The 25,561-nt window shown below is 70.6% G+C and carries 33 protein-coding genes and 1 tRNA gene; 17 read left to right on the top strand and 17 right to left on the bottom strand.

Features of this window, described 5'->3' with window-relative positions; all coding sequences use genetic code 11:
• Window positions 1-30: 30 nt before the first annotated feature.
• Genes HHUB_RS04570 through HHUB_RS04560 form a run of 3 tightly spaced genes read left to right on the top strand, consistent with a single transcriptional unit; the run spans window position 31 to window position 2,282 of the window.
• Window positions 31-600, top strand: coding sequence for a thioredoxin family protein (locus HHUB_RS04570; protein WP_059056412.1), 570 nt, complete (start codon window positions 31-33; stop codon window positions 598-600).
• Window positions 601-640: 40 nt separating this feature from the next.
• Window positions 641-1,588: a mechanosensitive ion channel family protein gene (locus HHUB_RS04565; RefSeq protein ID WP_059056411.1), complete on the top strand. Its 948-nt coding sequence runs from the start codon at window positions 641-643 to the stop codon at window positions 1,586-1,588.
• A gap of 40 nt (window positions 1,589-1,628) precedes the next feature.
• Window positions 1,629-2,282 carry an O-methyltransferase gene (locus HHUB_RS04560; protein ID WP_059058196.1) on the top strand — a complete coding sequence of 218 codons (654 nt, stop codon included), beginning with the start codon at window positions 1,629-1,631 and terminating at the stop codon, window positions 2,280-2,282.
• A 5-nt stretch (window positions 2,283-2,287) separates the two neighbouring features.
• On the opposite strand, the gene HHUB_RS04555 is transcribed toward HHUB_RS04560, so the two are convergent.
• On the bottom strand, window positions 2,288-3,004 hold the full coding sequence (locus HHUB_RS04555; protein ID WP_059056410.1) for a hypothetical protein: 717 nt from the start codon (window positions 3,002-3,004) through the stop codon (window positions 2,288-2,290).
• 99 nt (window positions 3,005-3,103) lie between these two features.
• On the opposite strand from HHUB_RS04555, the gene HHUB_RS04550 reads away from it, so the two are divergent.
• On the top strand, window positions 3,104-3,466 hold the full coding sequence (locus HHUB_RS04550) for a tautomerase family protein (protein ID WP_059056409.1): 363 nt from the start codon (window positions 3,104-3,106) through the stop codon (window positions 3,464-3,466).
• Here the strand turns inward: HHUB_RS04550 and bcp are convergent.
• Both bcp and HHUB_RS04540 read right to left on the bottom strand, forming a co-directional pair.
• Entirely contained in the window at window positions 3,463-3,918 is a 456-nt protein-coding gene (gene bcp, locus HHUB_RS04545; protein WP_059056408.1) for a thioredoxin-dependent thiol peroxidase, read from the bottom strand. The two genes, HHUB_RS04550 and bcp, sit on opposite strands and share 4 nt — an antisense overlap.
• A gap of 47 nt (window positions 3,919-3,965) precedes the next feature.
• Entirely contained in the window at window positions 3,966-5,339 is a 1,374-nt protein-coding gene (locus tag HHUB_RS04540; protein ID WP_059056407.1) for an NAD(P)/FAD-dependent oxidoreductase, read from the bottom strand.
• Between the two features lie 263 nt (window positions 5,340-5,602).
• On the opposite strand from HHUB_RS04540, the gene HHUB_RS04535 reads away from it, so the two are divergent.
• Window positions 5,603-5,806, top strand: a complete 204-nt coding sequence (locus tag HHUB_RS04535; RefSeq protein ID WP_059056406.1) for a hypothetical protein — start codon at window positions 5,603-5,605, stop codon at window positions 5,804-5,806.
• A 9-nt stretch (window positions 5,807-5,815) separates the two neighbouring features.
• Here HHUB_RS04535 and HHUB_RS04530 read toward each other — a convergent pair whose 3' ends face one another.
• The 4 genes from HHUB_RS04530 to HHUB_RS04520 all read right to left on the bottom strand — a co-directional run bounded on the left by HHUB_RS04530 (window position 5,816) and on the right by HHUB_RS04520 (window position 9,059).
• A complete protein-coding gene (locus HHUB_RS04530; RefSeq protein ID WP_059056405.1) occupies window positions 5,816-7,069 on the bottom strand; it encodes a Glu/Leu/Phe/Val family dehydrogenase in 1,254 nt (417 codons plus the stop codon).
• 113 nt (window positions 7,070-7,182) lie between these two features.
• Entirely contained in the window at window positions 7,183-8,331 is a 1,149-nt protein-coding gene (locus HHUB_RS04525; RefSeq protein ID WP_059056404.1) for a helix-turn-helix transcriptional regulator, read from the bottom strand.
• Window positions 8,332-8,470: 139 nt separating this feature from the next.
• Window positions 8,471-8,599: a hypothetical protein gene (locus HHUB_RS17495; RefSeq protein WP_256943875.1), complete on the bottom strand. Its 129-nt coding sequence runs from the start codon at window positions 8,597-8,599 to the stop codon at window positions 8,471-8,473.
• A 46-nt stretch (window positions 8,600-8,645) separates the two neighbouring features.
• Window positions 8,646-9,059, bottom strand: coding sequence for a hypothetical protein (locus HHUB_RS04520; protein WP_059056403.1), 414 nt, complete (start codon window positions 9,057-9,059; stop codon window positions 8,646-8,648).
• Window positions 9,060-9,131: 72 nt separating this feature from the next.
• Between HHUB_RS04520 and HHUB_RS04515 the strand changes: the two genes are divergently transcribed.
• A complete protein-coding gene (locus tag HHUB_RS04515; protein ID WP_059056402.1) occupies window positions 9,132-9,344 on the top strand; it encodes a hypothetical protein in 213 nt (70 codons plus the stop codon).
• Here HHUB_RS04515 and HHUB_RS04510 read toward each other — a convergent pair whose 3' ends face one another.
• Window positions 9,345-10,640, bottom strand: a complete 1,296-nt coding sequence (locus HHUB_RS04510) for a 5'-deoxyadenosine deaminase (RefSeq protein WP_059056401.1) — start codon at window positions 10,638-10,640, stop codon at window positions 9,345-9,347.
• 103 nt (window positions 10,641-10,743) lie between these two features.
• On the opposite strand from HHUB_RS04510, the gene HHUB_RS04505 reads away from it, so the two are divergent.
• A complete protein-coding gene (locus tag HHUB_RS04505; RefSeq protein ID WP_059056400.1) occupies window positions 10,744-11,118 on the top strand; it encodes a hypothetical protein in 375 nt (124 codons plus the stop codon).
• On the opposite strand, the gene HHUB_RS04500 is transcribed toward HHUB_RS04505, so the two are convergent.
• Window positions 11,119-11,544: a hypothetical protein gene (locus HHUB_RS04500; RefSeq protein ID WP_059056399.1), complete on the bottom strand. Its 426-nt coding sequence runs from the start codon at window positions 11,542-11,544 to the stop codon at window positions 11,119-11,121.
• Between the two features lie 270 nt (window positions 11,545-11,814).
• On the opposite strand from HHUB_RS04500, the gene HHUB_RS04495 reads away from it, so the two are divergent.
• The 3 genes from HHUB_RS04495 (at window position 11,815) to thiC (ending at window position 14,780) form a co-directional block, all read left to right on the top strand.
• Complete coding sequence (locus HHUB_RS04495; RefSeq protein WP_089649754.1) at window positions 11,815-12,456, top strand: helix-turn-helix domain-containing protein; 642 nt, start codon at window positions 11,815-11,817, stop codon at window positions 12,454-12,456.
• A 55-nt stretch (window positions 12,457-12,511) separates the two neighbouring features.
• Window positions 12,512-13,258, top strand: coding sequence for a ribonuclease H-like domain-containing protein (locus HHUB_RS04490; protein ID WP_059056398.1), 747 nt, complete (start codon window positions 12,512-12,514; stop codon window positions 13,256-13,258).
• 82 nt (window positions 13,259-13,340) lie between these two features.
• Window positions 13,341-14,780, top strand: a complete 1,440-nt coding sequence (gene thiC, locus HHUB_RS04485; RefSeq protein ID WP_082687166.1) for a phosphomethylpyrimidine synthase ThiC — start codon at window positions 13,341-13,343, stop codon at window positions 14,778-14,780.
• Here the strand turns inward: thiC and HHUB_RS04480 are convergent.
• From HHUB_RS04480 to HHUB_RS04470, 3 genes are read right to left on the bottom strand one after another with little or no spacing between them, the layout of a single operon-like run.
• Window positions 14,777-15,268, bottom strand: coding sequence for a DUF7504 family protein (locus tag HHUB_RS04480; RefSeq protein ID WP_059056397.1), 492 nt, complete (start codon window positions 15,266-15,268; stop codon window positions 14,777-14,779). The two genes, thiC and HHUB_RS04480, sit on opposite strands and share 4 nt — an antisense overlap.
• A 26-nt stretch (window positions 15,269-15,294) precedes the next feature.
• A complete protein-coding gene (locus HHUB_RS04475; RefSeq protein WP_059056396.1) occupies window positions 15,295-16,314 on the bottom strand; it encodes a carbohydrate kinase family protein in 1,020 nt (339 codons plus the stop codon).
• Window positions 16,315-16,357: 43 nt separating this feature from the next.
• The gene (locus HHUB_RS04470; RefSeq protein WP_059056395.1) at window positions 16,358-17,029 is read right to left on the bottom strand and encodes a phosphoglycolate phosphatase; all 672 of its coding nucleotides are present in this window, start codon (window positions 17,027-17,029) and stop codon (window positions 16,358-16,360) included.
• A 129-nt stretch (window positions 17,030-17,158) separates the two neighbouring features.
• On the opposite strand from HHUB_RS04470, the gene HHUB_RS04465 reads away from it, so the two are divergent.
• A tRNA-Thr gene (locus HHUB_RS04465) sits at window positions 17,159-17,231 on the top strand.
• A gap of 4 nt (window positions 17,232-17,235) precedes the next feature.
• Here HHUB_RS04465 and HHUB_RS04460 read toward each other — a convergent pair.
• The 5 genes from HHUB_RS04460 to HHUB_RS04440 all read right to left on the bottom strand — a co-directional run bounded on the left by HHUB_RS04460 (window position 17,236) and on the right by HHUB_RS04440 (window position 21,192).
• The gene (locus tag HHUB_RS04460) at window positions 17,236-17,571 is read right to left on the bottom strand and encodes a (2Fe-2S) ferredoxin domain-containing protein (RefSeq protein WP_059056394.1); all 336 of its coding nucleotides are present in this window, start codon (window positions 17,569-17,571) and stop codon (window positions 17,236-17,238) included.
• Window positions 17,568-18,296, bottom strand: a complete 729-nt coding sequence (locus HHUB_RS04455; protein ID WP_059056393.1) for a CbtA family protein — start codon at window positions 18,294-18,296, stop codon at window positions 17,568-17,570. Before HHUB_RS04455 ends, HHUB_RS04460 begins: the two co-directional genes overlap by 4 nt.
• A 2-nt stretch (window positions 18,297-18,298) precedes the next feature.
• On the bottom strand, window positions 18,299-18,484 hold the full coding sequence (locus HHUB_RS04450) for a CbtB domain-containing protein (RefSeq protein ID WP_059056392.1): 186 nt from the start codon (window positions 18,482-18,484) through the stop codon (window positions 18,299-18,301).
• 88 nt (window positions 18,485-18,572) lie between these two features.
• Window positions 18,573-20,009 carry an MATE family efflux transporter gene (locus HHUB_RS04445; protein WP_059056391.1) on the bottom strand — a complete coding sequence of 479 codons (1,437 nt, stop codon included), beginning with the start codon at window positions 20,007-20,009 and terminating at the stop codon, window positions 18,573-18,575.
• Between the two features lie 76 nt (window positions 20,010-20,085).
• A complete protein-coding gene (locus tag HHUB_RS04440; protein WP_059056390.1) occupies window positions 20,086-21,192 on the bottom strand; it encodes a M24 family metallopeptidase in 1,107 nt (368 codons plus the stop codon).
• A gap of 143 nt (window positions 21,193-21,335) precedes the next feature.
• On the opposite strand from HHUB_RS04440, the gene HHUB_RS04435 reads away from it, so the two are divergent.
• The 6 genes from HHUB_RS04435 (at window position 21,336) to HHUB_RS04410 (ending at window position 25,558) form a co-directional block, all read left to right on the top strand.
• On the top strand, window positions 21,336-21,542 hold the full coding sequence (locus tag HHUB_RS04435) for a cold-shock protein (RefSeq protein WP_058982123.1): 207 nt from the start codon (window positions 21,336-21,338) through the stop codon (window positions 21,540-21,542).
• Between the two features lie 152 nt (window positions 21,543-21,694).
• Window positions 21,695-21,946 carry a hypothetical protein gene (locus HHUB_RS04430; RefSeq protein ID WP_059056389.1) on the top strand — a complete coding sequence of 84 codons (252 nt, stop codon included), beginning with the start codon at window positions 21,695-21,697 and terminating at the stop codon, window positions 21,944-21,946.
• A 40-nt stretch (window positions 21,947-21,986) separates the two neighbouring features.
• Window positions 21,987-22,490: a metal-dependent hydrolase gene (locus tag HHUB_RS04425; protein WP_059056388.1), complete on the top strand. Its 504-nt coding sequence runs from the start codon at window positions 21,987-21,989 to the stop codon at window positions 22,488-22,490.
• A gap of 48 nt (window positions 22,491-22,538) precedes the next feature.
• Window positions 22,539-23,480 (top strand): winged helix-turn-helix domain-containing protein, encoded by a 942-nt coding sequence (locus HHUB_RS04420; protein ID WP_059056387.1) that lies wholly within the window; start codon window positions 22,539-22,541, stop codon window positions 23,478-23,480.
• A gap of 44 nt (window positions 23,481-23,524) precedes the next feature.
• Window positions 23,525-24,133, top strand: coding sequence for a DUF6663 family protein (locus tag HHUB_RS04415; protein WP_059056386.1), 609 nt, complete (start codon window positions 23,525-23,527; stop codon window positions 24,131-24,133).
• A 165-nt stretch (window positions 24,134-24,298) separates the two neighbouring features.
• Entirely contained in the window at window positions 24,299-25,558 is a 1,260-nt protein-coding gene (locus HHUB_RS04410; protein ID WP_059056385.1) for a hypothetical protein, read from the top strand.
• The last annotated feature ends 3 nt before the right edge of the window (window positions 25,559-25,561 follow it).

The following is a 25,561-nucleotide window of genomic DNA, read 5'->3' as shown; positions in this document are numbered from 1 at the left end:
ACTTTGCCGCTCGCGGCCGTGCTCTCGGGTATGGTCGAGATGGAATCCGAGACGGAACTGGACGCCGGCGACCCCGCGCCCGACTTCCAGTTGAAGGGGACGGACGGCGAGACGTACGGCCTCGACGACTTCGCCGACTACGAGGCGGTCCTGCTGGTGTTCACGTGCAACCACTGTCCGTACGCGAAGGCGAAGTTCGACGTGCTCAACGACGTCGCGGCGGACTACGACGACGCCGCGGTCGTCGGCGTCAACCCCAACGACGCCGAGGAGTACCCCGACGACTCCTTCGAGCGCATGCAGGAACTCGTCGAGGACGGAACCATCCAGTACGACGCCTACCTCCGCGACGAATCGCAGGACGTCGCTCGCGCGTACGGCGCGGTCTGCACGCCGGACCCGTTCCTCCTGCGGAACACCGGCGACGGCTTCGAGGTCGTCTACAACGGCCGCCTCGACGACGCGCTCAACCCCAGCGACGAGCCCACGCGGCCGGGCGGCGACGTCCGCGACGCCATCGACAGCATCCTCGCGGGCGACCCCGTCGAGAAGGAGTGGCGGCCCTCCCGGGGTTGCTCCATCAAGTGGCACGACGCGTAGCGGACGGTAGTTCTTTGAGCGGGCGGGCCGTCCGTCCGCCGTGACTCGACGCGCGACGGTCCTCGTTCTCGCGGCGCTCGCGTGTGGCGTGCTGTCGGCGACGACGCCGGAACTCGTCGGCGCGGCGACGGTCGGCGGCTACCCCCTCGCGGTCGTCGTCGCTCGCGCGTTCGCCGTGTTCGGCACCGCGTTCGCCGTCGGCGCTGCTTACCACGTCGCGGTGTCGCTGGCGCTGTCCGCGACGATGGACAAGCGCCGCCGCCACCGCGCGCAGTCCGTGCTCCGGCTGGCGTTCCTCGTCGTCGCCGCCATCGCGGTGCTGGGCGTCGCCACGGACCGCTGGGTGCCCGCGCTCGTCTCGCTGGGCGTCGCGGGCGTCGCGGTGTCGCTGGCGCTCCAGCAGCCGCTGTTGAGCCTGCTCGGGTGGGTGTACGTGATGACCAAGCAGCCGTATCAGGTCGGGGACCGCGTGCGCATCGACGACTCGAAGGGCGACGTCATCGACGTGGACTACCTCGTGACGACGCTGTGGGAGGTCAACGGCGAACTCGTTTCCACCAATCAGCCATCCGGCCGGCACATCACGGTGCCGAACAGCGTCGTGCTGACCAGCCACGTCGTGAACTTCAGCCGCGAGGAGTTCCCGTACGTCTGGAACGAGCTCCCCGTGCAGGTCGCCTACGAGACGGACTTGGAGTTCGCGCAGACCCTGCTCCAGGAGACCACCGAGGAGTACCTCGGCGAGACGATGGCCCGCGAGGTCGAGCGCTTCCGCCGCCAGCTCGCGGAGACGCCCGTCGAACTGGAGGTGCAGGACCGCCCGAGCGTGAACGTCAAGCAGGGCGAGTCGTGGGTGGAACTCCGCGTGCGCTACCTCGTCAGCCCGAAGCGCGCCCAGCGCGTCCGCAACGACCTCTACGAGCGCGTCCTCGAAGCGTTCAACGAGCACCCCGAGCGCGTGAAGTTCCCCGTCAGCCGGAACCGCTGACTCCGGTACGGCTATGGGCGCCGCCCCCGACGGCGCACCCATGAACCGCGTGTTGAGCGACACCATCGACGCCCTCCTCGACGCCGCGAACCCCGAACCGCCCGAACTACTCCGAGAGATGACCGAATACGGCCGCGAGCAGGAGTTCCCCATCGTCGGGCCGGACGTCGGCCAGTTCTTCCGCGTGGCGGCGACGCTCGCGGACGCCGAGCGCGTCTTCGAGTTCGGGTCGGGCTTCGGCTACTCGGCGGCGTGGTTCCGCACCGCGCTCCCCGCGGACGGCGACATCGTGCTCACGGACTACGACGAGTCGAACCTCGCGACCGCCCGCGAGTTCCTCGACCGGCAGGACGGCGCGACCGCCCACTACGAGGCCGGCGACGCGATGGCGACGTTCGAGGACTACGACGGCCCCTTCGACGTGGTACTGTTGGACCACGACAAGCCGCTGTACGTCGAGGCGTTCGAGGACGCCCGCGAGAAGCTCGCCGACGGCGGCGTGGTCGTCGCGGACAACGTGATGGCGGGGCCGGTCGAACCGGAGAACGTCACGGCCGCGCTCGACGGCGCGGAGCCCGTGGACGACCACACCGAGGCTATCGCCGAGTACGTCGCACACGTCCGCGACGACCCCGGCTTCGAGACGGCGTTCGTGCCGCTCGGCGAGGGTATCTCGGTCAGCGTGAAACGATAGGGTAGTCAGTCGCGGGACGCGAGCAGGGCGGCTCCGACGATCGCGACGGCGGCGACGGCGAGCCCGAAGCCGGACGAGGTCCCGCCCGTGCTACCGTCGTCGGTCGTGCCGGCCGTCGTTCCGTCGGTCGTCGCGTCGTCAGTCGTGGACTCGGACGTCTGCTCGTCGCCCTCGGTGGTCGGCGTGTCGTCGCTGGTGCTGGCGGACTCGATGGTCAGCGTCGCGGTCGTCTCGCCGCCGCTGGACTGCGGATTGACGTCCAGTGGCGTCTCCCAGCTCCCCTGCACCATCGGGTGGTAGGCGTCCTCGTAGACGACGACCACTTCGTCGCCGGCGTCGAGGTCGTAGCTGCCGCCGAGGCCGAGCGTCAACAGGTGGCCCTCGTTGGACGCACTGACGCTGTCGAGGTCGTCGGAGACGTTCACGTCTACCGCGTCGCCGGCGGCGTCGTCGCCGCGGTCGATGCCAATCGTCACGACGTCGTCCTGACTGACGTTGCTGGCGTCGACCCCGGAGTTCGAGTAGTCGACGGCGAAGCCGTTCCACGAACCGGCGGTGTCGTTGCCGGCGGTCGCGGTGACGGTGTGTGTCGACGTGCCGCTGGGGAACGCCGGGTCGGCGGAAATCGACCCGTCGGACGCCGCAGCGGCGACGCCGACGGTCGCGCTAGCGACGACTGCGAGCGCGACGAGAAGGGCAGTAAAGCGGGTTGTAGTAGTCATCGTGCGTTCGGAAGCGAACTGCGCGCGGCCGAAGTGCTTTGTGGCAGTCGCCCGCCGCGCACCGACAGGAACTCGTGGGCGGCGCCCGTCGCCGGAGCCGTGCCACTGCTCCAGTTCGACGCCGACTTCCCGGTCTCGGAGGCGGACGCCGACGCGTTCGCCGACGCCGTCACCGACCTGTACGTCGAGACGATGGACGCGGACCGGTCGTACGTCGCGGTCGTCGTGCGCGACGACTGCCACCTCTCGCTGGGCCGCGCGGTCGCCGGACGGCAAGTGTTCTGCTCGGCGGACGTGCGCGCGGGCCGCGACGAGGCGACGAAACGCGAGTTCGCGACCGCAGTGATGGCCGAGGCCGCCGAGCGCTTCGACGTCCCCGAACAGAATCTGAAAGTCGTGTTCACCGAGCACGCCGGCGCGCAGATGCAGGGCGTCGAGCGCGTCGGCGGCGACTGGGGTTAGTCGATGACTTCGAGCACTTCCTCGGCGTGCTCGTCGGGGTCCACGCCCTCGAACGCCGCGACGACGTCGCCGTCCGGCCCGACGACGTACGTGTTCCGGAAGACGCCCTCGACCTCGTTGCCGAAGACGTTCTTCTCGCCGTAGGAGTCGTAGGCGGTCGAGACGGAGCCGTCCTCGTCGCTGAGCAGGTCGAACGGGAGGTCGTACTTCTCCGCGAAGTCCTTGAGGTCCTCGACGGGGTCGTCGCTGACGCCGAACACGGGGACGCCGCGGTCGCTGTACTCGTCCCAGTTGTCCCGGAAGCTACACGCCTCGGTGGTGCAGCCCGGGGTGTCGGCGCGCGGGTAGAAGTAGACGACGACGTACTGGCCGCCGTAGTCCGACAGCGACACGGTGTCGCCGTCCTGGTTCGGCAACTCGAAGTCGGGCGCGGGTTCGCCTTCCGAGAGCATACCCGGAGTTCGGCTTCCCCCGGGGAACCAGTTGCGGTCGCGGCGAGCTACAGCGAGTAGTCCGACTCCCGAATCTGGGCGTACTTGCGCTTCCGGTAGCGGAACTTCGCGCGCTTGTACTTCGTGTACAGGCGGAGGCCGCCCGCCGCCGAGCGCGCGTTCGACTTCGAGATAATCGTCCCGCTGTCGCTGGAGTCGAGCATCTGTCGGGTGATGCGGATGGTCTTGTCCCAGTCGGCCGGACCGAACTCCGCGACGACGTCCGCCATCGCGACGTTCCGCCGAATCTCGTCGCCGATGGCGTCGTGCCACGCGGCGTTGTACTCCCCGAGATTTCCTTCGGCGGCGAGCTTGCCGGCGAGCTTCCCAGTGCGGTGGGCGACGTGGTCGCCGCCCTCGTGGAACGACGACGTCGCGCCCATCGCGCCGCCGACGACCGCGATGCCGGCCTCGGTCGGGGACTCGATGGGGCGCGTCGAGGAGATGGCGTACGTCTCCGTGCTGTTGGACTTCCCGTGGCCGTCCACGAGCGGGAAGTCCTCCTCGACGTCGTACTCGTCGCCGTACAGCTCCTCGAGGAGCCGCCGGAGGTACTCGTCGCCGGAGGGGATGCGGTCGTCGTCCTCGCGGAGCAGGCGCCACTCGCTTTTGTCGAAGTCGTCGATGTCCAGGCCGATGGGCATCGTGAGGCCGACGCGCGCGACGCCGTCCCGGTTCGGGAACACCCACGGGTAGGCGGTCTCGCCGGGCATCCAGCCCCACCAGAACTTCAGCGTGTCCTCGTCGAACAGCTCCTCGGGGAACCGGCGGTACTCCTGGTAGGCGATGTGGTTCGCCGACGGCGGGCTGAGCACCTCGCTGGCGCGCTTGCCGTCGGGAAGCAGCGGGTCGAGCACGCGCATCGTGACCTGTCGCTGCGGGCCGTCGGCGAGCACGAGGTACTCCGCGGTGACTTCCTCGCCGTCGCCGAGCGTCAGCGTGTGCTCGTGGCCCCCGGAGAGGTCCGTGTCCACGGCCTTGACGCTCGTGCCGGCGACGTAGTCGGCGCCCGCGTCCTCGGCGCGCTCGCGCAGCCAGTCGTCGAACTTCGCGCGGTGGAACGTGAACCCGAACTCGTCGTAGTCGGCGTCGATGCCCGTGCGGTCCACGACGACTTCCTCGTCAGGGCCGATGAACTCGGCGTCCGCGAGCTCCTGCTCGACGACGTCCTCGGGGATGTCCGCGAAGTCGAGGTCCGCGACCTCCAGCCAGTAGTCCAGGAAGCCGGCGGCGTCCGTCGAGTCCGGGCCGATTCGGTCGCGGTCGTCCCGCGGCACGCCCTTCTCGTAGACGACGGCGTTCGCGCCCCGCTCGGCGGCCGCCCGCGCGGCAGCCGAGCCCGCCGGCCCGCCGCCCACGATGGCCACGTCTACGTCGGTCATACTACGCTCGTCACCGCGCTGGCGTTAAAGTGCTTCGAGTTTTCGCGCCGTCGCCGCGACGCCGCGCGGTTTCACGGCGCGCGTTCCCCGGCAAACAGCCGCGCGAATCCCGGGAGGACCCGGCAGAAGCAGTCGTCCGCTCGCGCCCGGCGGTCGTAGAACGACCCGGCGTCGCTGGCACTCACGACTCCGGGTTGGCCTGCCCGCGGCTAAAGCGTGACCCGCATCCGAACTCCTAAGTTTCCCAACAGTAGTTGACGGGTATGGACCGCGTGAGCGTCGCCTACGACCTCGTTCGAGCGTACGTGTACGCGCTGGTGTTCGCGGGCGTCGCCACCGTCGTCTGGCTGTTCACGCCCGAGCTGGTGGACACGCCGCAGGTCGCGGGGCTGTGGTTCGCCGTCGGCGGGTTCGGTGCGCTCGTGCTCGTCACGTTCCTGCTCGCGCAGTTCACGCGCCGCAACTGAGCGCGCTCGCTACGGGAACAGCCCGCGGTACTCGTGGGCGTCCGCGGTGCGTTCGAGCGCGATGGTGTACGCCGCGGTCCGCAGGTCCGGAATGTCCTTCTGCTCGTAGGCCGCGAGCATCTCGTCGAACGCCGTCGTCAGCCGCGCTTCGAGGTCGCGGTTGACCTCCTCGAGCTCCCACGAATACTGCTGGCTGTTCTGCACCCACTCGAGGTAGGAGACGATGACGCCGCCTGCGTTCGCGAGGATGTCCGGCACGACGGGGACGTCGCGCTCCGTGAGGACGTTCGCGGCGTCGAACGTCGTCGGCCCGTTCGCGGCCTCCACGACGACGTCCGCTTCGAGGCGCTCGGCGACGTCCACCGTGATGACGTCCTCGATGGCCGCGGGGATGAGCGCGTCCACGTCCAGCGTCAGGAGGTCGTCGTTGGAGATGCGGTCGGCCTCCGGGTAGCCTTCGAGGCGGCCGTCGTTGCTCGCGACGTACGCCCCCACGTCGTCGATGTCGAGGCCGTCGGGGTCGTAGAGCGCGCCCGTCACGTCGGAGACGGCGACGACGTTCGCGCCGCGCTCGTCGAGCAGGCGCGCCGTGACGCTGCCGACGTTCCCGAACCCCTGGATGGCGACGTCGGCGTCTTCGACGTCCGTGCCGAGGTACTCGAAGGTCTCCTCGGTGACGATGGTGACGCCGCGGCCGGTCGCCTCCACGCGGCCCGCGGTCCCGCCGACCTCGGGGGGCTTCCCCGTGACGACCTCGGGGACGGCGTACCCCTGGTAGACGGAGTACGTGTCCATGATCCACGCCATCGTGCGCGGATTCGTGTTCACGTCGGGCGCTGGAATGTCCGTGTCCGGGCCGATGATGCGGCGGATGCCCTCCGTGTAGCGGCGGGTAAGCTGCTCGATTTCGGACTGGGAGAGGTCCTTGGGCTCGCAGATGATGCCGCCCTTCGCGCCGCCGAACGGCAGGTCCACGAGCGCGGTCTTCCACGTCATCCAGCCCGCCAGCGCGGAGACCTCCTCCTCGGAGACAGTCGGGTGGTAGCGGATGCCGCCCTTGAACGGCCCGCGCGCGCCGTCGAACTGGCAGCGGTAGGCCTCGAACACCTCCACGGAGCCGTCGTCCATCTCCACGGGGAGACTCACCGACAGCGTCCGCTCGGGGTACTTCAGCCGCTCGAAGATGCCGTCGTCGATGTCCACGTACTCCCGCGCCTGCTCCATCTGCGCGAGCATGTTGTCAAGTGGGCCGCTCTCTGTCATGTCTCGGCAGTATTTGCGCATTGCATAAGGAGGTGCCGCATTGCGGCCACCGTGGAACTGGTTCGCCCGCAGCGGCGAAAACTGGCCCAGAAAGCGTCGCTGCCGTCCGGTCGCTACTCCTCGCTCACGTCGGCGTCCGGGAGCTTCAGGACGTTCTCGCGGCCGATGCGGAACGACTCCAGGTCGTCGTTCTCGCGCATCTCCTTGACGACCTGGCTGGTCTTGGCCTCCGTCCAGCCCATCGCCTCCACGACGTCCTGCTGTTTCGCGCGCCCGCCCTGCTCGCGGAGGAACCGCTCGACGCGCTCCTCGTTGCTCAACAGCTCCTCCGGGGGCTCGGTCTCCGACGCCGCGCCCGCGGTCGCGGCCGCCTCCCCGGCGGATTCCTCGACGCCGGTCGCGGCGTCACCGGCGCCGCCACCGCCGCCGGCGTCGGTCGGCTCCGCGGCTCCGCCCCCGCCGTTGTCCTCGCGGCGCAGGTAGAGCCAGCCCGCCGCGCCGACGACGAACACTGCCACGACTGCGCCGACGAGCGCCGGCAGCACGACGCCGCTCTCCCCGCTGGACGCGGCCGCGGTCGTCGTCTCGGTGGGCTCGCTCGGCTCGGTCGTCGTCGGCGCCGGTTCGAGGACAAGGCGCGGCTGGCCGGTGCCGAAGTCCGCTGGGCCGGTCCACCGCACGGACGTCGCCGTCTCCTCGTCGGCGACCGGGTCGACGTCCGTCGCCGCGTAGCCGTCCGGCCACGAGAACTGCATCGAGGTCTCGTTGTTCAGGTAGAACCCCTCCAGCGCGTCCCCGGCGACGACGCGCTCGCCGTCGGTCGCGGCGAAGCCATCCCACTCGAAGGTGTACTCGACGAAGCTGTAGGAGTCGGCGAACTCCGCGCTCCTCTGCTGGAACGCCCGCACGGAGACGTTCGCGACGCTCATGTTGCGGCCGGTGGCGTTCTCCGCGGACGTCACCGTCGATGCGATGCGCGTGCGGAACCGATCGACGTACGCCGAGCGGTTCGCCTCGATGTCCGCCTGTAGCTCCTCGAAGGCCTGCGTCTCGTTGTCCGTGGTCAGTTCCATCCGGTACTTGAACGACCACGCGGCGCTCCCGTCCTCGTCGATCGCCGCCGACAGCGTCACGTCGTCCGGGTCGAACTCCTCCTGTGCGACGCCGAACGGGCCGGTCGGCGCACCGGCTCCCGCCGCTGGCGCGGCGACCGACGCCACGACGAGCAACCCGACAACCCAAGGCGCCAGACCGCGGTCCATACGCTCACCTCCGACCGGTGCGCTTGAAAACGTTGTTATCGCCGCCCCGCGCTCGTGTCACTCTGGTTCGAGGTCGGCGCGGCGACGCCGCAGTCCACGCCGAGCGACGCGAAAAACGAGAGAAGGTCGCGGCTGGCCGTCAGGCCGACGGCGCGCTGACGGGCTCACCGCAGGTCGGGCACGCCGACCCCGAGGGCGTCTCGTCGAGGTCAGGCGCGTGCCCGGTCCAGCCGCAAATCGGACACTGAACAGGCTCGCTGTCGGTCATCGACGTCTAGGGGTGCGGTCGCCGGCCCGAAAAGCGTGGTGCCCCCTCAGCCGTCCGCGGACTGCTCGGGCGCCGCCAGCGCCGTGAACTCCACGTCGTGGTCGAGCATGTACTCGCGGAACTCCCCGACCATCGCCGGCAGCGCGCCGAGAATCCCGCGCTCGAAGGAGACGACGACCACCTCGTCCTCGATGAACCCCGTGAACAGCACCATGTCGTCGGCGACCTTCACGAGTTGGGTGACGTTCTCGGCGCCCATCTGCGCCTCGTAGGCGGTCTTCGCGACGAGTTCCTGGAGTTCGTCGTCGGCGGCGTCGGCGTCCGCCTCGGTCCACTCCAAGTCCTCGCGCTCGTGGAGGACGTCCTGCTCGCGGGTGTCGGGGTCGATGCGGACGAAAAAGCGCACCTTCTGACCGGCGTGCGAGACGACGATGTCGCATATCTCCTCGGCGTAGCCCATACCCAGTGTGCGGGTGGCTACCAAATAGAACTGTGGGCGAAGCTTTTGTGGAACGCGGCCGACGTCTCGCGCATGGTCGTCTCCACCACGTCGCTCTGGGACGAGTTCCCCGACGACTCGCTGCGCGAGTACGACGACGCGGTCGTCTACGGCGACCGCGACGGCGATGTCGTGCTCCACGAGGGTCCCGCGCGAGTGCTGCCGAACGGCTGGGTCGAACTCCCTTCCGGGCGGCTCGTCTCCCCGGACGCCGCCCACCACATCGACCCCCGGCCCGGCGAGTAGTCAGTACGCCTCGGCGAACTCGCGGGCACGCTCCCGAATGGTGGCGTCGTCCATGCGGACGTGCTCGCCGTCCCGGTACAGAATCTCGCCGTCGACCACCGTGAGCGTCACGTCGTCGCCGTGCGCCGCGAACGCGAGGTGGGAGTAGGGGTCGTGAATCGGCGTCGAGCGCGCGTTGTCAGTCGTGAGCCCCACCACGTCGGCCTTCCATCCCTCGCGGAGCTTCCCGACGTCGTCGAAGCCCGCGGCCGCCGCGCCGTTGCGGGTCGCCATCTCGAAGACGGTGCGCGCGGGAATCGCGGTCGGGTCCAGCTCCTCGACCTTCCCGAGGAGGCTGGCCTGCCGCATCTCCGTGAACGCGTCCAGCGTGTTGTTGCACGGCGGGCCGTCGTTGCCGAGCGCGACGTTGATGCCGCGGTCGAGGTAGTCCCGGACGGGCGCGACGCCGGACGCGAGTTTCATGTTCGAGGACGGGCAGTGCGTGACGTGCGTCCCGGTCTCGGCGAGCACTTCGCGCTCGGTCTCGTCGGTCCACACGCAGTGGGCCAGCACCACGTCCTCGCCCGTGAGGCCGACCTCATCGAGCCAGTGGACGTTGCGCATCCCGGTCTCGTCCTCGACGGTCTCGATTTCGCCGCGGTTCTCGCTGGCGTGCGTGTGGATGCGCACGCCGTACTCGTCGGCGAGGTTACGACAGCCGCGCAGACACGCTTCGGTGCAGGAGACGGCGAATCTGGGCGTGACGGCGTACCGGATGCGGCCGCCGTCGGTGCCGTCGTAGCGCTGGATGAGGTCTTCCGTCTCGGCGAGCGCGGCGTCCGTGTCTTCGAGCAGGCCGTCCGGGGAGTCCTTGTCCATCAGGACCTTCCCCATCAGCGCGCGGACGCCGGCGTCGGCGGCGGCGTCGAACGCCTCCTCGGCGTGCGCGACCGAGAGGTGGTCGATGGCCGTCGTCGTCCCCGACTCGATGAGTTCGAGGTACGCGAGGTCTGCGGCCGCGCGCATCTCGTCGGCGCCCATCGACGCCTCCATCGGGAGGACGTGGTCGAACAGCCAGTCCAGTAGCTCCTCGTCGTCGGCGATGCCGCGGCCGAGACTCTGCACGGAGTGGACGTGCGCGCCGACGAGCCCGGGCGCGAGCACGTCGCACTCGACGCGCTCGTGGTCCGGGTACGCGTCCGCGAGGTCCCCGCGGTCGCCGACGGCTTCGATGCGGTCGCCGGCGACGACGACCGCGCCGTCCTCGATGACCCGCTCGGCGTCGCAGACGACCGCGTCGGCGGACAGTAGCGTCATACCGTCACCACGTACGACGCCTCCGCCCCTAACGCGTTGCGGTCTCACCGCGCGCCGCGCGACTCGCCGCTACGTTGAAGCCGCCGGCGCGAAACTGGACGGTATGAACGCGCTCGCGCGGTTCCGGTCGTGGCTCGGCAGCGTCGAGTTCGCGGTGACGGCCGCGTCGGTCGCCGTCGCGCTCGCCGCCGTCTCGCTTTTGTTCTCGCACGTGCCGGGCGAGCGAGACGCGTTCGCGCTCGTGATTCTCACCGGCGTCGCGGTCCCGAACGTCTACGCGGACTCGTGGACCGAGCGCCTCGACAGCCGGCTCGCGGGCGTCGCGTGGGCGCTGGCGGCCTGCGGCGCGGTCGGCGCGTGCTACCTGCTCGTTTCGACCGGCGTGCGCGCGGTCGCCGGCGAGCCAGCGGGCACGGTCGTCGGACTCGTGGGCACGTGGCTGGGCGGACTAGTGGCGTCGCGCGCGGCGACGGCGTGACTACGGGCGGCGGTCCGCCGCGTAGCCGCCGACGAGCCCGCCGGCGGCGAATGCGGCGGCGACGGCGAGCGCGACGCTCGCAGCGAGGACCCGGGGTGCGGCGACGAGCGGGTCTACGAGCGCGGTCGTCGTCGCGAGCGCGTAGTGCAGGTGGTGGAAGACGCCGGTGGTGTCGCCGTAGAACAACAGCCACCAGAACGACGCGCCGACGCCGGCGCCGGCGAGGCTGCCGGTCGCGGTGGCCGTGCGGAACGGCGCGCGCCCGGCGACGGTCGCCGCGACGAAGCCGCCGACGCCGCCGACCGTGACCACGCGGAACGCGAGGGTCGCGGTGCTCGGGTGGTGGTGCGGCATCCCGGAGACGACAGCGAGGAGCGCGGCCTGCGCGAGGACGCCGACGACGACGGCGAGGGCGATGCGACGCACGCCGCGACCTAGGGGGCGCACGAACTGAAGCCTTCCGCCGAACGGGCGGCGACGAGACAGCGACCAGAGAGGTCGTGCTCGCCACCCGTACTTGAATCCATTACTGGGAAGGGATGAGGTTCAGGGCCGTCGCAGTCCCACGATTCGACGTTCGTAGTCACGCGGGCTGGCCGTGGCCCGTTTCTGCAACGTCCGTCCACTCCGCCGCCCTAATTATCGTGAATAATAACAGCCGTTTGATATATCCGTGAGCGGGTTCTCGGTGAGGACGTGGGGGTCATCGCCGAATTCACGTTCCGTCACCCGGGACTGCCGCTGATGTCGTCGCTGGAGGAGAGCGACGTCCGTCTCGACGTCGAACAGGCCGTCGCCGCCGACCCCGACGAGCCCGTGTTGTTCGTGTGGGCGTCGGACGGCGACCTCGACGAGTTCGAGGCCGCCCTCGGGCGCGACGAGACGGTCGCGGAGTACACGCTCGTCGAGGACGCCGGCGACCACCGGCTCTACCGCGTCGCGGTCAGCGAGCAGACGCCCGTCTCGCTGTACCCGGTGGACGACCGCATGGAGGCCTCGCGCCTCGACGTCACCTCCTCGGCGGACGGCGTGGACGCGCGACTCCGCTTCCCCGACCGGGAGAGCCTCTCGGAGTTCCGGCCGCGCGTGGAGGCCCGCGGCGTCGACGCCACGCTGCGCGGCGTCTACAGCGACACCGAGAGCGCGCTCGGCGACGAGTACGGCCTCTCCGCGAAACAGCGCGAAGCCCTCGTGACCGCGGCCGAACTGGGCTACTACGACGTCCCCCGGCAGGCGTCGCTGTCCGACGTCGCCGACGACCTCGACGTCTCCCCGCAGGCGGCCAGCGAGCGCCTCCGACGCGGCGTCAAGACGTTCGTGCGGGAAGCCCTCGACTGATAGGCGCGACCGCGGGACCGCGACGCCTTTGTACCGCAGGCGTCCACCGAGTAGTATGCGCGTCGAGAACTCGTTCATCCCCGCGCCCGGCGTCGGTGAGACGACGGAGCGGCGGCTCTGGGAGCACGGCGTCACGCACTGGGACGACTTCGACGCCAGCGCCCCCGGCGTCGGCGAGGCGACCGCCGAGAACGTCCACGCGTTCATCGACGACGCCCGCGCGGCGCTGGACGCCGGCGACACCCACTTCTTCGCGGAGGCGTTCCCGAACAACGCGCTCTGGCGGCTCTACGAGAACGTCGCCGACGACGTGGCGTACTTCGACATCGAGACCACCGGTCTCGACAAGCGCTCCAGTGACGTGACGACGGTGAGCGTCCACCGCGGCAACAGCACGAAGACGCTCGTGCGCGGCGACGACCTCACCAGCGAGAACCTCGCGGAACTGCTTGACGCCTCGCTCGTGGTGTCGTTCAACGGGAAGCGCTTCGACCAGCCGTTCGTCGAGCACAACTACGACGTGGAACTCGATGCCCCGCACCTCGACTTGATGTACCTCTGTCGCCGCCTCGACTTGACGGGCGGGCTCAAGCAGGTCGAGCAGGACCTCGGCATCGACCGCGGCGGGATGGACGTCGACGGCCGCGAGGCCGTGCGGCTCTGGCACCGCTACGAGGACGGCGACGAGGCCGCCCTCGACCGGCTCGTGGAGTACAACCGCTACGACACCCAGAACCTCCAGACGCTGCTCGATACGGTCGCCGACCGGCTCCACGAGGAAGTGTTCGAACCGCACGCCTGAGGACCCGCTTTCTCCCGCGCTCGCGCGTCTCGGCCCGGGCCACCACCACGTTTTATTACCTAGTTTTACAACCTAGTTATCTATGCCGACGCAGCTCGAACACGCCCGCGACGGGACGGTCACGCCCGCCATGGAACGAGTCGCCGAGCGCGAGAACCGCGACCCAGAGTTCGTCCGCCAGCAGGTCGCCGACGGGCAGGCCGTCGTCCCGAAAAACCACGAACACGCCTCGCTCGACCCGATGATAATCGGCCGGGAGTTCGCCACGAAGGTGAACGCCAACATCGGGAACAGCGAGACCACCAGCAGCCGCGAGGAGGAACTCCAGAAGCTCCACACGGCGGTCCACTATGGAGCGGACACCGTGATGGACCTCTCGACCGGCGCGAACCTCGACGAAATCCGGGAGATGCAAATCGAGCACTCGCCGGTCCCGGTGGGGACGGTCCCCATCTACGAGGCCGTCACGCGCGTCGACGACGTGGCCGACATCACGCCCGACCTCCTGCTGGACGTCATCGAGAAGCAGGCCGAGCAGGGCGTCGACTACATGACCGTCCACGCGGGCGTGCTCGCCGAACACCTCCCGCTGACGGACGGCCGCACCACCGGCATCGTCTCCCGCGGCGGGTCGATTCTCGCGCAGTGGATGGAGGAGAACGGCGCGCAGAATCCGCTGTTCACGCACTTCGAGGAGATTTGCGAGATATTCCGCGAGCACGACGTGACGTTCTCGCTGGGCGACGGCCTCCGGCCGGGGTCGCTGGCCGACGCCGGCGACGACGCCCAGTTCGCGGAGCTGGACACCCTCGGCGAACTCACGCGGGTCGCGTGGGACCACGGCGTCCAGGTGATGGTCGAGGGACCGGGCCACGTCCCGATGGACGAGATTCGGGAGAACGTCGAGCGCCAGCAGGAGGTCTGCGACGGCGCGCCGTTCTACGTCCTCGGGCCGCTCGTGACCGACGTGGCGCCCGGCTACGACCACATCACGAGCGCCATCGGCGCCACGGAAGCGGCCCGCGCGGGCGCCGCGATGCTGTGTTACGTCACGCCGAAAGAACACCTCGGCCTCCCGGACGCCGAGGACGTGCGGGACGGGATGGCCGCCTACCGCATCGCCGCGCACGCCGGCGACGTCGCGGCGGGCCTCCCGGGCGCCCGGGACTGGGACGACGCGCTCTCGGAGGCGCGCTACGACTTCGACTGGAACCGGCAGTTCGACCTCGCGCTCGACCCCGAGCGCGCCCGCGACTACCACGACCAGACGCTGCCCGGGGACAACTACGAGGACGCGCGCTTCTGCTCGATGTGCGGCGCGGAGTTCTGCTCGATGCGCATCGACCAGGACGCCCGCGACGCCGACGGTGAGATGGAGGACATCGACGCCGACACGGACCTCTCGGCGTCGCCGGCCGCGGACGTGAACCTCCCGCCGGTCGGCGTCCACGACACCAGCGACGTGCCCGAGAGCGCGGAGTTTGAGGACGACCGCGCCGACGACCTCGCGGCCGACGACTAGTCGCTGGCGTCCACGACCGTCTCGAACAGCGGTTCGACGACCGCCGCGAGGTCGTCGTCGGCGTCGGCGGCGAGGTGGACGTGACAGCGGCCGTCCGCGTCCGCGACGCGGTGCGTGACGGCGTGGAGGAACTGGAGGAGCTGGCGGCGGCCGGACTCGTCGGTCGGGCGCGGCAGGCCGTCCACGCAGACGACGAGCCGGCCGGCCGCCGCGTCGAGGTTCGCAATCGTGTCCGACACCACGACGCCCGCCTCCGAGAGCGCGAGGTCGTCGTAGACCCCGGTGTCGTACAGGTCCGCGACGTCCGCACAGCAGCGCCCGCCGGCGGCGTCGGTGGTCGCGCGGATGCGGTACGCTGAGTCGGGGCTGTCTCCGGCGAGCCGGCGACAGGCGGCGTCGTGGTCCGCGTCGCCGAGAACGAGCGTCGCCCCCTCGCGGCGTCCACCCGTGGCGGGCGCGCCGCCGGAGCGCCTCGCGTCACCGCTCATCAGCAATTCTATCGGGACACTCGCCGTTAATCGTTGTGGCTCCCGCCGGAGAGCGTCGCGGCCTCGGCGGCGTACTCCGCGATGGCGGCGCGGTCGCCGGTCAGCCCCGTGCCGACGTAGAAGGACGCGCACGCGTTCGCCAACCGGAGCGACGGCCCCCAGTCCCACTCGCAGGCTCGCGCGAACCCCAGCGCCGCCGAGAAGCGGTCGCCGGCGCCCGTGAACCGGGAGACGTCCGCCGTCTCGAAGTTCGGCGCGGCGACGACGCCCCCGGGCGTGGCGGCGACCGCGCGCTCGTCCCCGTGCATCACGACCCCCGTGACGCCCGCGAGTTCGCGGAGTCTCTCGGCCTGCTCGGTGACGCCGCTCTCGACGCCGACCGCCGACGCCAGCGAATCGAGTTCCTCGTCGTTCGCGCTGACGACGACGCTGTAGCGGCCGGCGAGCGCGCCCAGCGCGTCCACGAACTCCTCGCGCTCGGCGGGCGTTCGTACCGCGACGCCGCCCGGATCGAGGACGAGCACGCCGCCCTCGCCCGGACGGTCGGCCGCGCGACGGAGCGCGTCCGTGGAGTTCGCCAGCGACGACCAGTTCGTCCACACCACGGCGTCGGCGTCCAGCGCCGTCTCGCCGCCCGCGGCGACGAGGTCGTCGTACGTCCACGTGCGGATGTCCGTGGACTCGGTGGTGAGCATCATCGCGGCGTCCTCGAACTCGTAGACGTTCACGGACGCGGGCGCACCCATCGAGTGCGCGTCCGCGTCGAGTACGCCGAACACCTCGTGGTCGAGGTGGCCGTAGAGGGCGACGTCGGCGCCGAGCTCGTGGCCCTGTATCGCGGCGTTGACGGCCTGCCCGCCGGGTTCGACGCCGCGGTGCTCGGTGACGAACGAGCGCTGGCCGCCCGACAGCTCCCGGACGAACGCCTCGCGGCTCTCCGGGGCGTGGCCCCGATTCAGCACGCCGAACCGTCGGTCGATGCTCCCGTCGGGCAGCATCGTCATCGTCGGCGAGGGGGCGTCCGCGAGCCGCGCGGCCAAGTCCATGTCCGGGGGTTCGTCCGGCGCCACTAAACGGTTCCCCGATTCGCTACTCGCCGCGGACGCGGCGCGCGGCTTCGAGGAAGCCGTCGGCGTACGACTCGTCGAGCACCACGTCGGCGGCGCCGCGGGCGGCGTCGTCGGCGTTCGCCACGGCGTACGACTCGCCGGCAACGCCGAACAGCTCCACGTCGTTCGCGGAGTCCCCGACCGCTGCGAAGTCCGCGGGCTCGTAGCCGAGTTCCGCCGCGACGACCTCCAGCGCCGCGCCCTTGCTCGGCTCGGTGGCCTTCACGTGGTACGCGAACCCCGTGTCCACGACGCTCAGGCCGTGCTCGTCGGCGAGGTCCGTCAGCACGTCCAGCGGGCGCTCGCGGCTCACCGCGAGTTCGGTCTCCCGCCAGCGGTTCATCAGATCCGACTCGCCCCAGCCGAGGTCGAAGCCCGCGTCCGCGAACCCCTCGCGGACGGCCGCGGCGGCGTCCCTGTCGCCGAAGTAGAACAGCTCGTCGTTCACGTACGCGACGCCGCCGTTCTCCGCGATGACGCGCTCCTCGACGCCGACGAACTGGCAGAGCGCGACCGGGTACGGCAGCGCCTTCCCGGTGGCGACGACGACCGGCGCGTCCCACTCCCGGAGCACGTCCAGCACGCGGCTGTCGATGGAGCGGTCCGGGCGACTGAGCGTGCCGTCGATGTCGACGGCGAGCGGCGCGACCATACCCGGAGAAGGTGGCGGTGGCGTAAATGCCGTACTCTTCGCGCCCCCGCGGGCGGTCCCGACCGGCGAACCCGGCGGGTATCAAAGGGGTTATTTCGTCGTTGCCTGTACGTCGAAGTGGCGACGCGCGCCGTGGTAGCTCAGTGGCCAGAGCAGTCGATTTGTAATCGACCGGTCGGGGGTTCGACTCCCCCCCACGGCTCTTCTCAGGCGGGCGCGCCGAGGTCGGTGGCGTCCGCGCCGAACACCGATGCCAGCAGCGCCGGCACCTCGTCGGCGGCGACGCCGGAGTACCACTCGTTGCGCGGCTGGACTGCGAGCGCGGCGCCGTCGCTGCTGCAGAGGCCGAGGCAGGACGTCTCGACGACGTAGACGTGCGTCCAGAAGGCGTCCCGCTCGCGGAGCCACTCGCGGACGGCCGCCGCGACCTCGTCGCCGCCGACGCCGCCGCAGCAGGCGTAGTCGGCGTCGCGGTCGTTCGTGCAGACGACCACGAGGTCGGTGAACCCCTCCGCGAGCACCTCCGAGGTGCGCTCGTTCATCGCGCGCCGAGCGGCTGTGCGTCGGGCGCTTCCTCGCGGTCGGCGTGCGAGGCGTCGTCGGCGCGGCGCCCGAGCCAGACGTGCGCGCTCGCCGTGACGACCCAGAGGCCGAGCTGGCCGACGGCGGTGACGGCGCGGAACGCGCTGGCGAACGCGTCCGGGACCGGGCTCGTGACCGTGTTAGCGGGCGCGAGCAGCGCCACGGCGGGGACGAGCGCCAGCGGCGCGAGCGCGAGAACTGCGGCGGCGGGCGTCGGGAACGCGCGGCTCGCGCGGCGGTACGCGTAGACCGCGGCGGCCGACGCGACGGCGCCGGTGACCATCATGGCGCCGTACCACAGCAGTCGCGCGTCCGTGGGCAGCGACTGGGAGACGCCCGGCGGCTGCGGCGGGAACAGGACCCACGGCGCGCCCGAGACGGTGAGGAAGCCGGCGGCGGCGAGGACGTAGCGCTTCGTGTCGGCGGCGCCGGGGATGGCGGGTTCGAGGAAGTAGTACGCGACCCCGAACGCGACCGCGCCGAGCAGGACGCCGAAGGCGACGCCGGCGGCGACGCTGACGGCTTGCGTCGCGGCCGCGGGGACGGCGGGCGCGTGAGAGTGGCCGCCCTCGAAGGTCTCGGCGAACGCGACGAGGGCGTTCCCGACGAACGCGACGAACAGCCCGTACGCGAGGCCGCCGACGGCGCCGGCTTTCGTCCCGCGCTTCAGGTAGTCGTACAGCATCGCTAGTGGCAGGTGACGCCGGCCGCGTGGCGGAAGTTGTGCATCGCGTCGTGGACCATCGGGTCCTGCGCGAACAGGAGCGCGAAGCCCGCGAGCGCGACGAACGCCAGCCCGGCGGCTATCTGGGCGGGCGTGAGGCTCTCGGTCGCGAAGTCGACGCGGTCGTGGACGGTCTCTGTCGCTGTCATCAGACTAAGTTGAGTTAGAACAATCTAGTTTGTATTTCTTTCGCTGGGCGCCGGCCGCCCGGTCGAGCGCACCCAGAAGTCCGACCGGTCAGTCGTCGGCGGCCGCCTCGGGCCGGTAGCCGCGGCTGATGGCCTTCCACTTCCCGGTCGCGAAGCGGTAGTAGTTGATGACCGCGGGCGCGACCGTCTCCGCGAAGAACGCGAGGTAGACCCCGAAGATGCCCAGCGACGTGGTGGCGCCGAGGTAGACGAGCGGAATCGCCAGCCCGAACATCCCGAAGACGCGGCTGTAGAACGGCCAGCGCGTGTCCCCCGTGGCGTCGAGCGCGCCCGCGACGGCCGCGGTGACGCCCTGCGGGATGATGGCGAGCGCGGCCGCGTACACCATCCCGACCGCGATGGGGACACTCGCGGAGGCGGGGTCCTCGACGAACAACACGACGATGTCCCGGGCGAAGACCGCGACGAGCGCGGCGAACAGCGCGTACGTGGCGACCGAGAACACGACGATTTCGCGGCCGTACGCCTCCGCGGTGGACTCGTCGCCCTTCCCGAGTTCCTGCCCGACGAGGCTGGACGCCGCGAGCCCGAACCCCCACCCGGGCGCGTTCATGATGCCCCAGATGCGCCGCGTGACGACGTACGCCGCGACGGCCTCGGAGCTAATCAGGCCGACGAACGCCAGCAGGGGGAAGCGCGCGCCCGTCCAGACGGAGTTGCGGCCGACCACGGGGAGGCCGATGGTGACAACGTCCCTGCAGGTCTCGCGGTCCCAGTAGCCGCCGAACGGCGAGACGGTGACGGGGAACGCGCCGACCAGCGGCAGGCGGCCGCGCGTGATGCCGACGACGAACGCCGCGACGATGACGACGTTGCTGACGACGGTCCCCAGCGCCGCGCCCTCGACGCCCCAGCCGAGCGCGAAGATGAACACGGCGTTCAGGCCGACGTTGACGACCGCGCCGCCCGCGCGCAACACCATCGCGGTCCACGCGTCGTCGGCGCCGATGAGCGCGCGGCTGCCGACGAGGTTGAGGCCCGCGAACGGCACGCCGAACGCGAGCACGCGGAGGTAGTCGGCGCCGTACGCGACCGCGACCGGGTCGTCGGTCAGCAGGTCGATGAGCTCGACGGGGAAGAGGTAGAACAGCGCGGCGACCGGGAGCGTCGTCGCGAACACCAGCAGCGTGCTCGACCGAATCGCCTGCCCGAGTTCGTCGTAGGCCTCGGCGCTGAACCGCTGGGAGACCAGCGCGATGGTCCCGGCCGCGAGCCCGCCGCCGAGGCTGAACGCCGCGCCCCAGAACGGGCCGGCGTACCCGACGCCCGCGATGGCCGTCCCCCCGAGGACGACGCCGACCATCGCGACGTCCGCGGCGCTCTTGGACATGCGCGCGACGCCGGTGACGATGCGGGGCCACGCCAGCTCCGACGTCCGGCGCGCGCGCTCCTCGGAGATGAGGCCGAGGCGCGCCAGCGCCAGCCCGATTTCGCGGAGGAGCCGACTGAACGGGTTCGGGACCACGACTACCTCGTGGTCGGCGTGGCCCGGACAAAAGCGCAACTATTTCGGAGCGAAATACGGGCTCGCGGCCCCAGCGCTACGCGCGCCAGCCCCGGGGCGTGTCGTTGAGCCGCTGACAGCCGTCTTCTGTGACGACCACCAAGTCCTCGATTCGCACGCCGAACTCGCCGCCGAGGTAGACGCCGGGCTCTATCGAGAACACCATCCCCTCCGCGAGCGCGCGGTCGTTGCCCTCGACGATGTACGGCTCCTCGTGGACGTCGAGGCCGACGCCGTGGCCCGTGCGGTGGACGAACGCCTCGCCGTAGCCGGCGTCGGCGATGACCTCGCGCGCGGCGGCGTCTACGTCCTCCGCGGACACGCCGGGTTCGACCGCTTCGACCGCGGCCTGCTGGGCCTCCTGAACGACCTCGTGGACGCGCTCGAACTCCGCCGGTGGGTCGCCGTCGAAGACGACCGTGCGCGTCTGGTCGCTGGGGTAGCCGTCCACGCGCGTCCCGAAGTCCAACACCACGGGGTCGCCGCGCTCGACCTCGCGCTCGGAGCGGTGGTGGTGGGGTTTCGCGCCGTTCGGCCCGCTCCCCACGATGGTCTCGAAGGCGGTGCCGTCACCGCCGTGCGCGGCGAGGCGGTCCTCGACGAAGCCCGCGAGTTCGCGCTCGGTCATTCCAATCGCGTCCGCGCCGAGGTCGCGGACGTCCGCCATCGCGGCGTCGGCGGCGTCCGCGGCGCGCCCGAGCACGTCCAGTTCGGCGTCGTCCTTCCGCACGCGCAGCGGCCCGAGCACCTCGTCGGCGAGCCCCCACGTCGCGTCCGGGAGCGTCGCGCGGAGGTCCTGCGTGAACCGCGCCCACATCGTCGGGTCCACGAGCAGTTCTCCGTCGGTCATCCCGAGGTCGTTCGCCGCTTCGGCGACCAGTTCGGTGGGGTCCTCGGCGTCCCCCCACAGCCGGACGTCCTCGACCCACGTCGCCGCCCGGAGCTGGTCGCCGTACAGCTCGGGCGCGACGAACGCCGGGTCGCCCTCCACGGGCACGAACAGGAAGAAGTGGCGCTCGCCGGGCTCCTCGCGGAAGCCGCCGAGGTAGTAGAGGTTCGGGCTCGGGAACAGGACGACGCCGCCGGCGCCGCGCTCCCGGAGCCGCTGCTGGCACTCGCGGGTGCGCGCCTCGAACGCTGACATGCCGGTAGCTCGCTCGCGGACGCCCTTAACAGTGGTCGAGTGGCGCCGCTGACGGCGACGCCGGCGACGAACGTCCACCGGGGGGTCGTGGTAACTCGACTCTCGGAAGGGTTATCCCGCGAGCGGCCCTACGGTTGTTTGTAATGGCAGAAGGCAAGGTTGACTTCTTCAACGACACTGGCGGCTACGGTTTCATTTCGACTGACAGCGACGACGTGGACGACGACGAGGACGTGTTCTTCCACATGGAGGACGTCGGCGGTCCGGACCTCGAAGAGGGTCAGGAAGTCGAGTTCGACATCGAGTCCTCCCCGAAGGGCCCGCGCGCGACGAACCTCGTCCGCAACTAAGTCCTATCCGCCGTCGCTCTCAGTGACGGCCGACGTTTACTTTCTTTGAGACGCGACGCGACGCAGCGCCCGCTATGCGTACCCGGTAGACTTCGAGCCGCGAGCCGCGCGACTGCGCACGGTTTTTCTACCGGCGGCGCCACCACTCACGCATGGGAATCACGGAGACGCTCGGGAACGCGCTCGCGGGACGGGCGTACCAGCTCATCGGCGTGGTGTTCGGCCTCGCCGCGATTGCACACTTCGGGCTGTGGGCGCAGGCGCCCGACCACGCGCTGGACGCGGCGGTCGCGACCGGCGACGTGAGCACGGCGCTCCCGGAAGTGGTGGCGTACGCGCAGGGCCACCCCGCGTACGTGCTGGCGTTCGTCGCCGGTGCGGTGTTGCTCGTGCGCCAGCCCTGACGCTCGGAACGCTCTACTTGCTCTGGCCCGAGGACCCACTGTGTACCGGAGTGGTCACTACGGCGTCGCGTTGCTCGCGTACGCTCCCGTCCTGTTCGTGCTGGGGTCGCTGGACCGCGTCGTCGCGGCCGGAGCGGGGCTGGCGGTCGTGCTCGCGCTGACGCCGCTGCCCGACGCCGACCACGACCTCCCGCTGATTTCGCACCGCGGCGTCACCCACACGCTGCTGTTCGCGGGCGTCGTCGGCGTCGCCGCCGGCGGCGCGGCGTGGCTGCTCGCGAGCCCGGCCGGCCTCGCGGTTGCACCAGCGCAGGCAGTCGTACTCGCCGTCGGGGCCGGCGGGGCCGCGGCGTTCGCGATTCTCGCGCACCTGCTGGCGGACGCGCTCACGCCGATGGGCGTCGCCGCGCTGTGGCCGGCGTCGAGCAAGCGCTACTCGCTGGGAGTGACGACCGCCGACAGCACCGGCTGGAACGTCGGGCTGTTCGCCCTCGGCGTGTTCGCGACGGCGGCCGCGGCGGCGCTGGCCGTCCAAGTCGCCTGAGTCGCGGCTTTGCCAGCGTTTATGCCGGGAGTCCGCGTACGTGTGGGCATGAGCGGCTCCGACACGCCCCTCGACGGCGCGCCCCTCGACCCGGACGGCAGTCTCGACGACAGCCTGCCGCCCGCCGAGGCGTTCGCGCTGCTCGGGAACGAGACCCGAATCACCATCCTCCAGGAGCTGTGGCTGGCGCCCGACCAGCCGGTCGCGTTCTCCGACCTGCGCAAGCGCGTCGGCATGAAGGACAGCGCGCAGTTCAACTACCACCTCTCGAAGCTCACCGACCACTTCGTGCGGCAGGTCGAGGGCGGCTACGAGTTCCAGTACGCCGGCGAGAAGGTCGTGCGCGCCATCCTCGCGGGGACGTTCACGGAGCGCGTCGAACTGGAGTTCCCGGTGACCGGCGAGTGCTTCGACTGCGGCGGCTCGCTGGAAGCGGCGTACGCCGACGAGCGCCTGACCGTCCGGTGTGCGGACTGCGAGAGCGTCTACGGGCGGTACGCGTTCCCTCCGGGAGGGCTCCGCGACCGCTCGACGACCGAAATCGAGGCGGCGTTCGACCAGCGCGTGCGTCACCTCCACTGTCTGGCCGCCGACGGCGTCTGCCCGGAGTGCGGTGGCCGCGTGGACACGAACGTCGTCCCCGACGACGAGGACGCGCTCGGGCTGGACGTGCGCGTCGACCACACGTGCCGGCAGTGCCAGCACACCATCACCTCGCCGGTCGGCCTCTCCCTCCTTGACAACTCCGCGGTGGTGGCGTTCCACGCCGACCACGGCGTCGAACTCGACACACGGAAACACTGGACGCTCCCGTGGTGCGTGACCGACGCCTCGACCACCTACGACGCCGACCCGACCCGAGTGACGGTGACCATCGTGCTGGACGACGAAGCGATGGACGTGACGCTGGACGGCGACCTCCGCGTCGTCGACACCGAGCGCCGCCGCGCCGCCAACGGCGACGACGCCGGCCGCGTCTCCGCGGACTGACGCGGACGGACGCCCTTATCCCTTCTCGCGCGCAATCCCGGCGCATGGAGACTACGACGGAGAGCACGTTCCGCGTGCTCGGCGCCGCCCCCGGGCACGCCGACGACCTCCTGTTGCTCGACCGCGCCGACCACGAGCCGGTCCGCGTCGCCGCCACCGGCTACGACGACCTCGCCGAGGACGTGGACGCGCTCCGACCCGGCTACCTCGTCGACGCCACGCTCGCGTGGGACGACGGCGACGCGCGCTTCGCCGCCGTCGACGTCCGCAAGCGCACGCTGTTCACGTACGCCGACGCCGTCACGGGGCTGTTCGAGGCCGCCCTCGACACGATGGAGCAGGCCCGACAGGAGGGCGCCGGCGTGCAGGGCCGCCCGACGTTCAGCGCGGACGGCGAACCGAACGGCGCGGTGTACGCGTTCGCCGAACAGCCCGGCGAGCGCGACGTCTTCGAGGAGATACGGACCGGCGCACTCCCGCTTGAGCCGCTGGTCGACCGCCTCGACGAGGAGGAGGACTGCGAGCACGAGGTGTTCGTCTTCCGGCCGCTCGAGCACGACTTCGTCATCGTCTATCTCGTCCTGCACAAGGACTCGGTGCTGGCGGACACCGTCCGCGACACCTACGACTGCCCGCGTCCGAGCGAGGCCTGACGTCGGACGACCGTCGCACCTACAAGAGCCTGTCGCACGTTCTACGGGCGTTTGACCTAACCGAACTACTAATAGTCGAACTCCCGACAGTACGCACGCTGGTCCCCGCGAGCCCTGATTGGTACCGCGACACAGCGACAGCGCTGCCGGGACTGGCAGCTACACATGAACGCGCGAACCATCACCGCCGTCGCCGTCGCTGCCGTGCTCGTCGTCTCGGCAGCGGGCGCGACGGCGTTCGCCCAGCCGAACAGCCCCGCCGCCGACTCGCCCGCGCCCGCAGCAGACACCGACGCGGACGCGGCCCAGCAGTCCGACGGCGCGACGAACTACACGCGACTGTACGTCGACGAACAGTACCGCAGCCTCCGGCTCAAGCCCGGCGAGAGCGACACGGTCACGATAACCGTCGAGAACGGCGAGGACGAGACCGTGACCATCTCCCCGCACCTGTTCGTGCCGCCGCGCGGGGAGCGCCCCGTCAAGGAGTCGTGGGTCTCCATCGGGAGCTCCGACCTCGAAATCGGCGCCGGCGAGGAGCGCCAGTTCGAGGTCACCGTCTCGGTCCCCGAGGGCGCCGAGCTCAACCGCTACGGCGGCACAATCGCGCTCACGAACGAGACGATTTCCTACCCCGGGCGGCCCGCCCAGCCGGTCAACGGCGTCTCCCTGAACGTCGAGGTCTGGCAGGAGCCCAACGTCCGCGTCGTCTCGGACACGTACGTCCACTCGCAGGTGCAGGCCGGCGACTCGTTCACCCGCGAGATCGTCGTGGAGAACACCGGCGACCAGGCGGTCCCGGTGAGCCCCGAACTCGTCACCGAGGACCAGTACCGGCCGTACAACGACCGGGACACGCTCGAACGCTCGTGGGTTGACATCAGCGCCCCCAACGAGATTGCGCCCGGCGAGACCGCGACCATCTCGGTCACGGTGACGCCGCCGAGTGACGCCGACCGCGGCGACTACCGCGCGGAACTGGACCTCGGGCTGAAGGACCCGGCGCGCTCGGACCAGTCCACGCACTGGCAGCGCGTCAGCGTCCGGTTCCAGGTGTGGACCCAGCCCGACGAGCCGTTCCAGACGTCGTTCGAGGTGAGCGACGACGCGGAGAACGTCACCCTCGACCTGTCCGCGAATCGGTACCGGAGCGCGGACAGCGAGCCCGCGAACTTCGACGTGACGTTCGTTTCGCCGAACGGCACGGAGGTCAGCGCCGAGCGCGTCAGCGTCTCCAACCGCGGGAGCGTCGACCTCGGGAGCTCCCGCCAGCGCGCGGCGACCGACGGCACGTACGCCAACGGCGGCGAGAGCCAAACCTTCGAGTACCGGCTCCCCGACCCCGAGTCCGGCGACTGGTCGGTGAAAGTCATGCCGGAGAACGCGATGCAGTTCTCCTACGAAATCGTCCGCAACGAGTCGTAGGCG

Source organism: Halobacterium hubeiense, assembly GCF_001488575.1.
GTDB classification, from domain to species: Archaea; Halobacteriota; Halobacteria; order Halobacteriales; family Halobacteriaceae; genus Halobacterium; species Halobacterium hubeiense.
This window is presented reverse-complemented; position numbering and strand designations above follow the sequence as displayed.

Bases quoted from the DNA above. Each gene is read 5' to 3' on its own strand.
- HHUB_RS04570 (WP_059056412.1), top strand. From the start codon at position 31: ATGGTCGAGATGGAATCCGAGACGGAACTGGACGCCGGCGACCCCGCG.
- HHUB_RS04560 (WP_059058196.1), top strand. From the start codon at position 1,629: ATGAACCGCGTGTTGAGCGACACCATCGACGCCCTCCTCGACGCCGCG.
- HHUB_RS04555 (WP_059056410.1), bottom strand. From the start codon at position 3,004: ATGACTACTACAACCCGCTTTACTGCCCTTCTCGTCGCGCTCGCAGTC.
- bcp (WP_059056408.1), bottom strand. From the start codon at position 3,918: ATGCTCTCGGAAGGCGAACCCGCGCCCGACTTCGAGTTGCCGAACCAG.
- HHUB_RS04540 (WP_059056407.1), bottom strand. From the start codon at position 5,339: ATGACCGACGTAGACGTGGCCATCGTGGGCGGCGGGCCGGCGGGCTCG.
- HHUB_RS04535 (WP_059056406.1), top strand. From the start codon at position 5,603: ATGGACCGCGTGAGCGTCGCCTACGACCTCGTTCGAGCGTACGTGTAC.
- HHUB_RS04530 (WP_059056405.1), bottom strand. From the start codon at position 7,069: ATGACAGAGAGCGGCCCACTTGACAACATGCTCGCGCAGATGGAGCAG.
- HHUB_RS04525 (WP_059056404.1), bottom strand. From the start codon at position 8,331: ATGGACCGCGGTCTGGCGCCTTGGGTTGTCGGGTTGCTCGTCGTGGCG.
- HHUB_RS17495 (WP_256943875.1), bottom strand. From the start codon at position 8,599: ATGACCGACAGCGAGCCTGTTCAGTGTCCGATTTGCGGCTGGACCGGG.
- HHUB_RS04520 (WP_059056403.1), bottom strand. From the start codon at position 9,059: ATGGGCTACGCCGAGGAGATATGCGACATCGTCGTCTCGCACGCCGGT.
- HHUB_RS04515 (WP_059056402.1), top strand. From the start codon at position 9,132: ATGGTCGTCTCCACCACGTCGCTCTGGGACGAGTTCCCCGACGACTCG.
- HHUB_RS04510 (WP_059056401.1), bottom strand. From the start codon at position 10,640: ATGACGCTACTGTCCGCCGACGCGGTCGTCTGCGACGCCGAGCGGGTC.
- HHUB_RS04505 (WP_059056400.1), top strand. From the start codon at position 10,744: ATGAACGCGCTCGCGCGGTTCCGGTCGTGGCTCGGCAGCGTCGAGTTC.
- HHUB_RS04490 (WP_059056398.1), top strand. From the start codon at position 12,512: ATGCGCGTCGAGAACTCGTTCATCCCCGCGCCCGGCGTCGGTGAGACG.
- thiC (WP_082687166.1), top strand. From the start codon at position 13,341: ATGCCGACGCAGCTCGAACACGCCCGCGACGGGACGGTCACGCCCGCC.
- HHUB_RS04480 (WP_059056397.1), bottom strand. From the start codon at position 15,268: ATGAGCGGTGACGCGAGGCGCTCCGGCGGCGCGCCCGCCACGGGTGGA.
- HHUB_RS04475 (WP_059056396.1), bottom strand. From the start codon at position 16,314: ATGGACTTGGCCGCGCGGCTCGCGGACGCCCCCTCGCCGACGATGACG.
- HHUB_RS04470 (WP_059056395.1), bottom strand. From the start codon at position 17,029: ATGGTCGCGCCGCTCGCCGTCGACATCGACGGCACGCTCAGTCGCCCG.
- HHUB_RS04460 (WP_059056394.1), bottom strand. From the start codon at position 17,571: ATGAACGAGCGCACCTCGGAGGTGCTCGCGGAGGGGTTCACCGACCTC.
- HHUB_RS04455 (WP_059056393.1), bottom strand. From the start codon at position 18,296: ATGCTGTACGACTACCTGAAGCGCGGGACGAAAGCCGGCGCCGTCGGC.
- HHUB_RS04450 (WP_059056392.1), bottom strand. From the start codon at position 18,484: ATGACAGCGACAGAGACCGTCCACGACCGCGTCGACTTCGCGACCGAG.
- HHUB_RS04440 (WP_059056390.1), bottom strand. From the start codon at position 21,192: ATGTCAGCGTTCGAGGCGCGCACCCGCGAGTGCCAGCAGCGGCTCCGG.
- HHUB_RS04435 (WP_058982123.1), top strand. From the start codon at position 21,336: ATGGCAGAAGGCAAGGTTGACTTCTTCAACGACACTGGCGGCTACGGT.
- HHUB_RS04430 (WP_059056389.1), top strand. From the start codon at position 21,695: ATGGGAATCACGGAGACGCTCGGGAACGCGCTCGCGGGACGGGCGTAC.
- HHUB_RS04420 (WP_059056387.1), top strand. From the start codon at position 22,539: ATGAGCGGCTCCGACACGCCCCTCGACGGCGCGCCCCTCGACCCGGAC.
- HHUB_RS04415 (WP_059056386.1), top strand. From the start codon at position 23,525: ATGGAGACTACGACGGAGAGCACGTTCCGCGTGCTCGGCGCCGCCCCC.
- HHUB_RS04410 (WP_059056385.1), top strand. From the start codon at position 24,299: ATGAACGCGCGAACCATCACCGCCGTCGCCGTCGCTGCCGTGCTCGTC.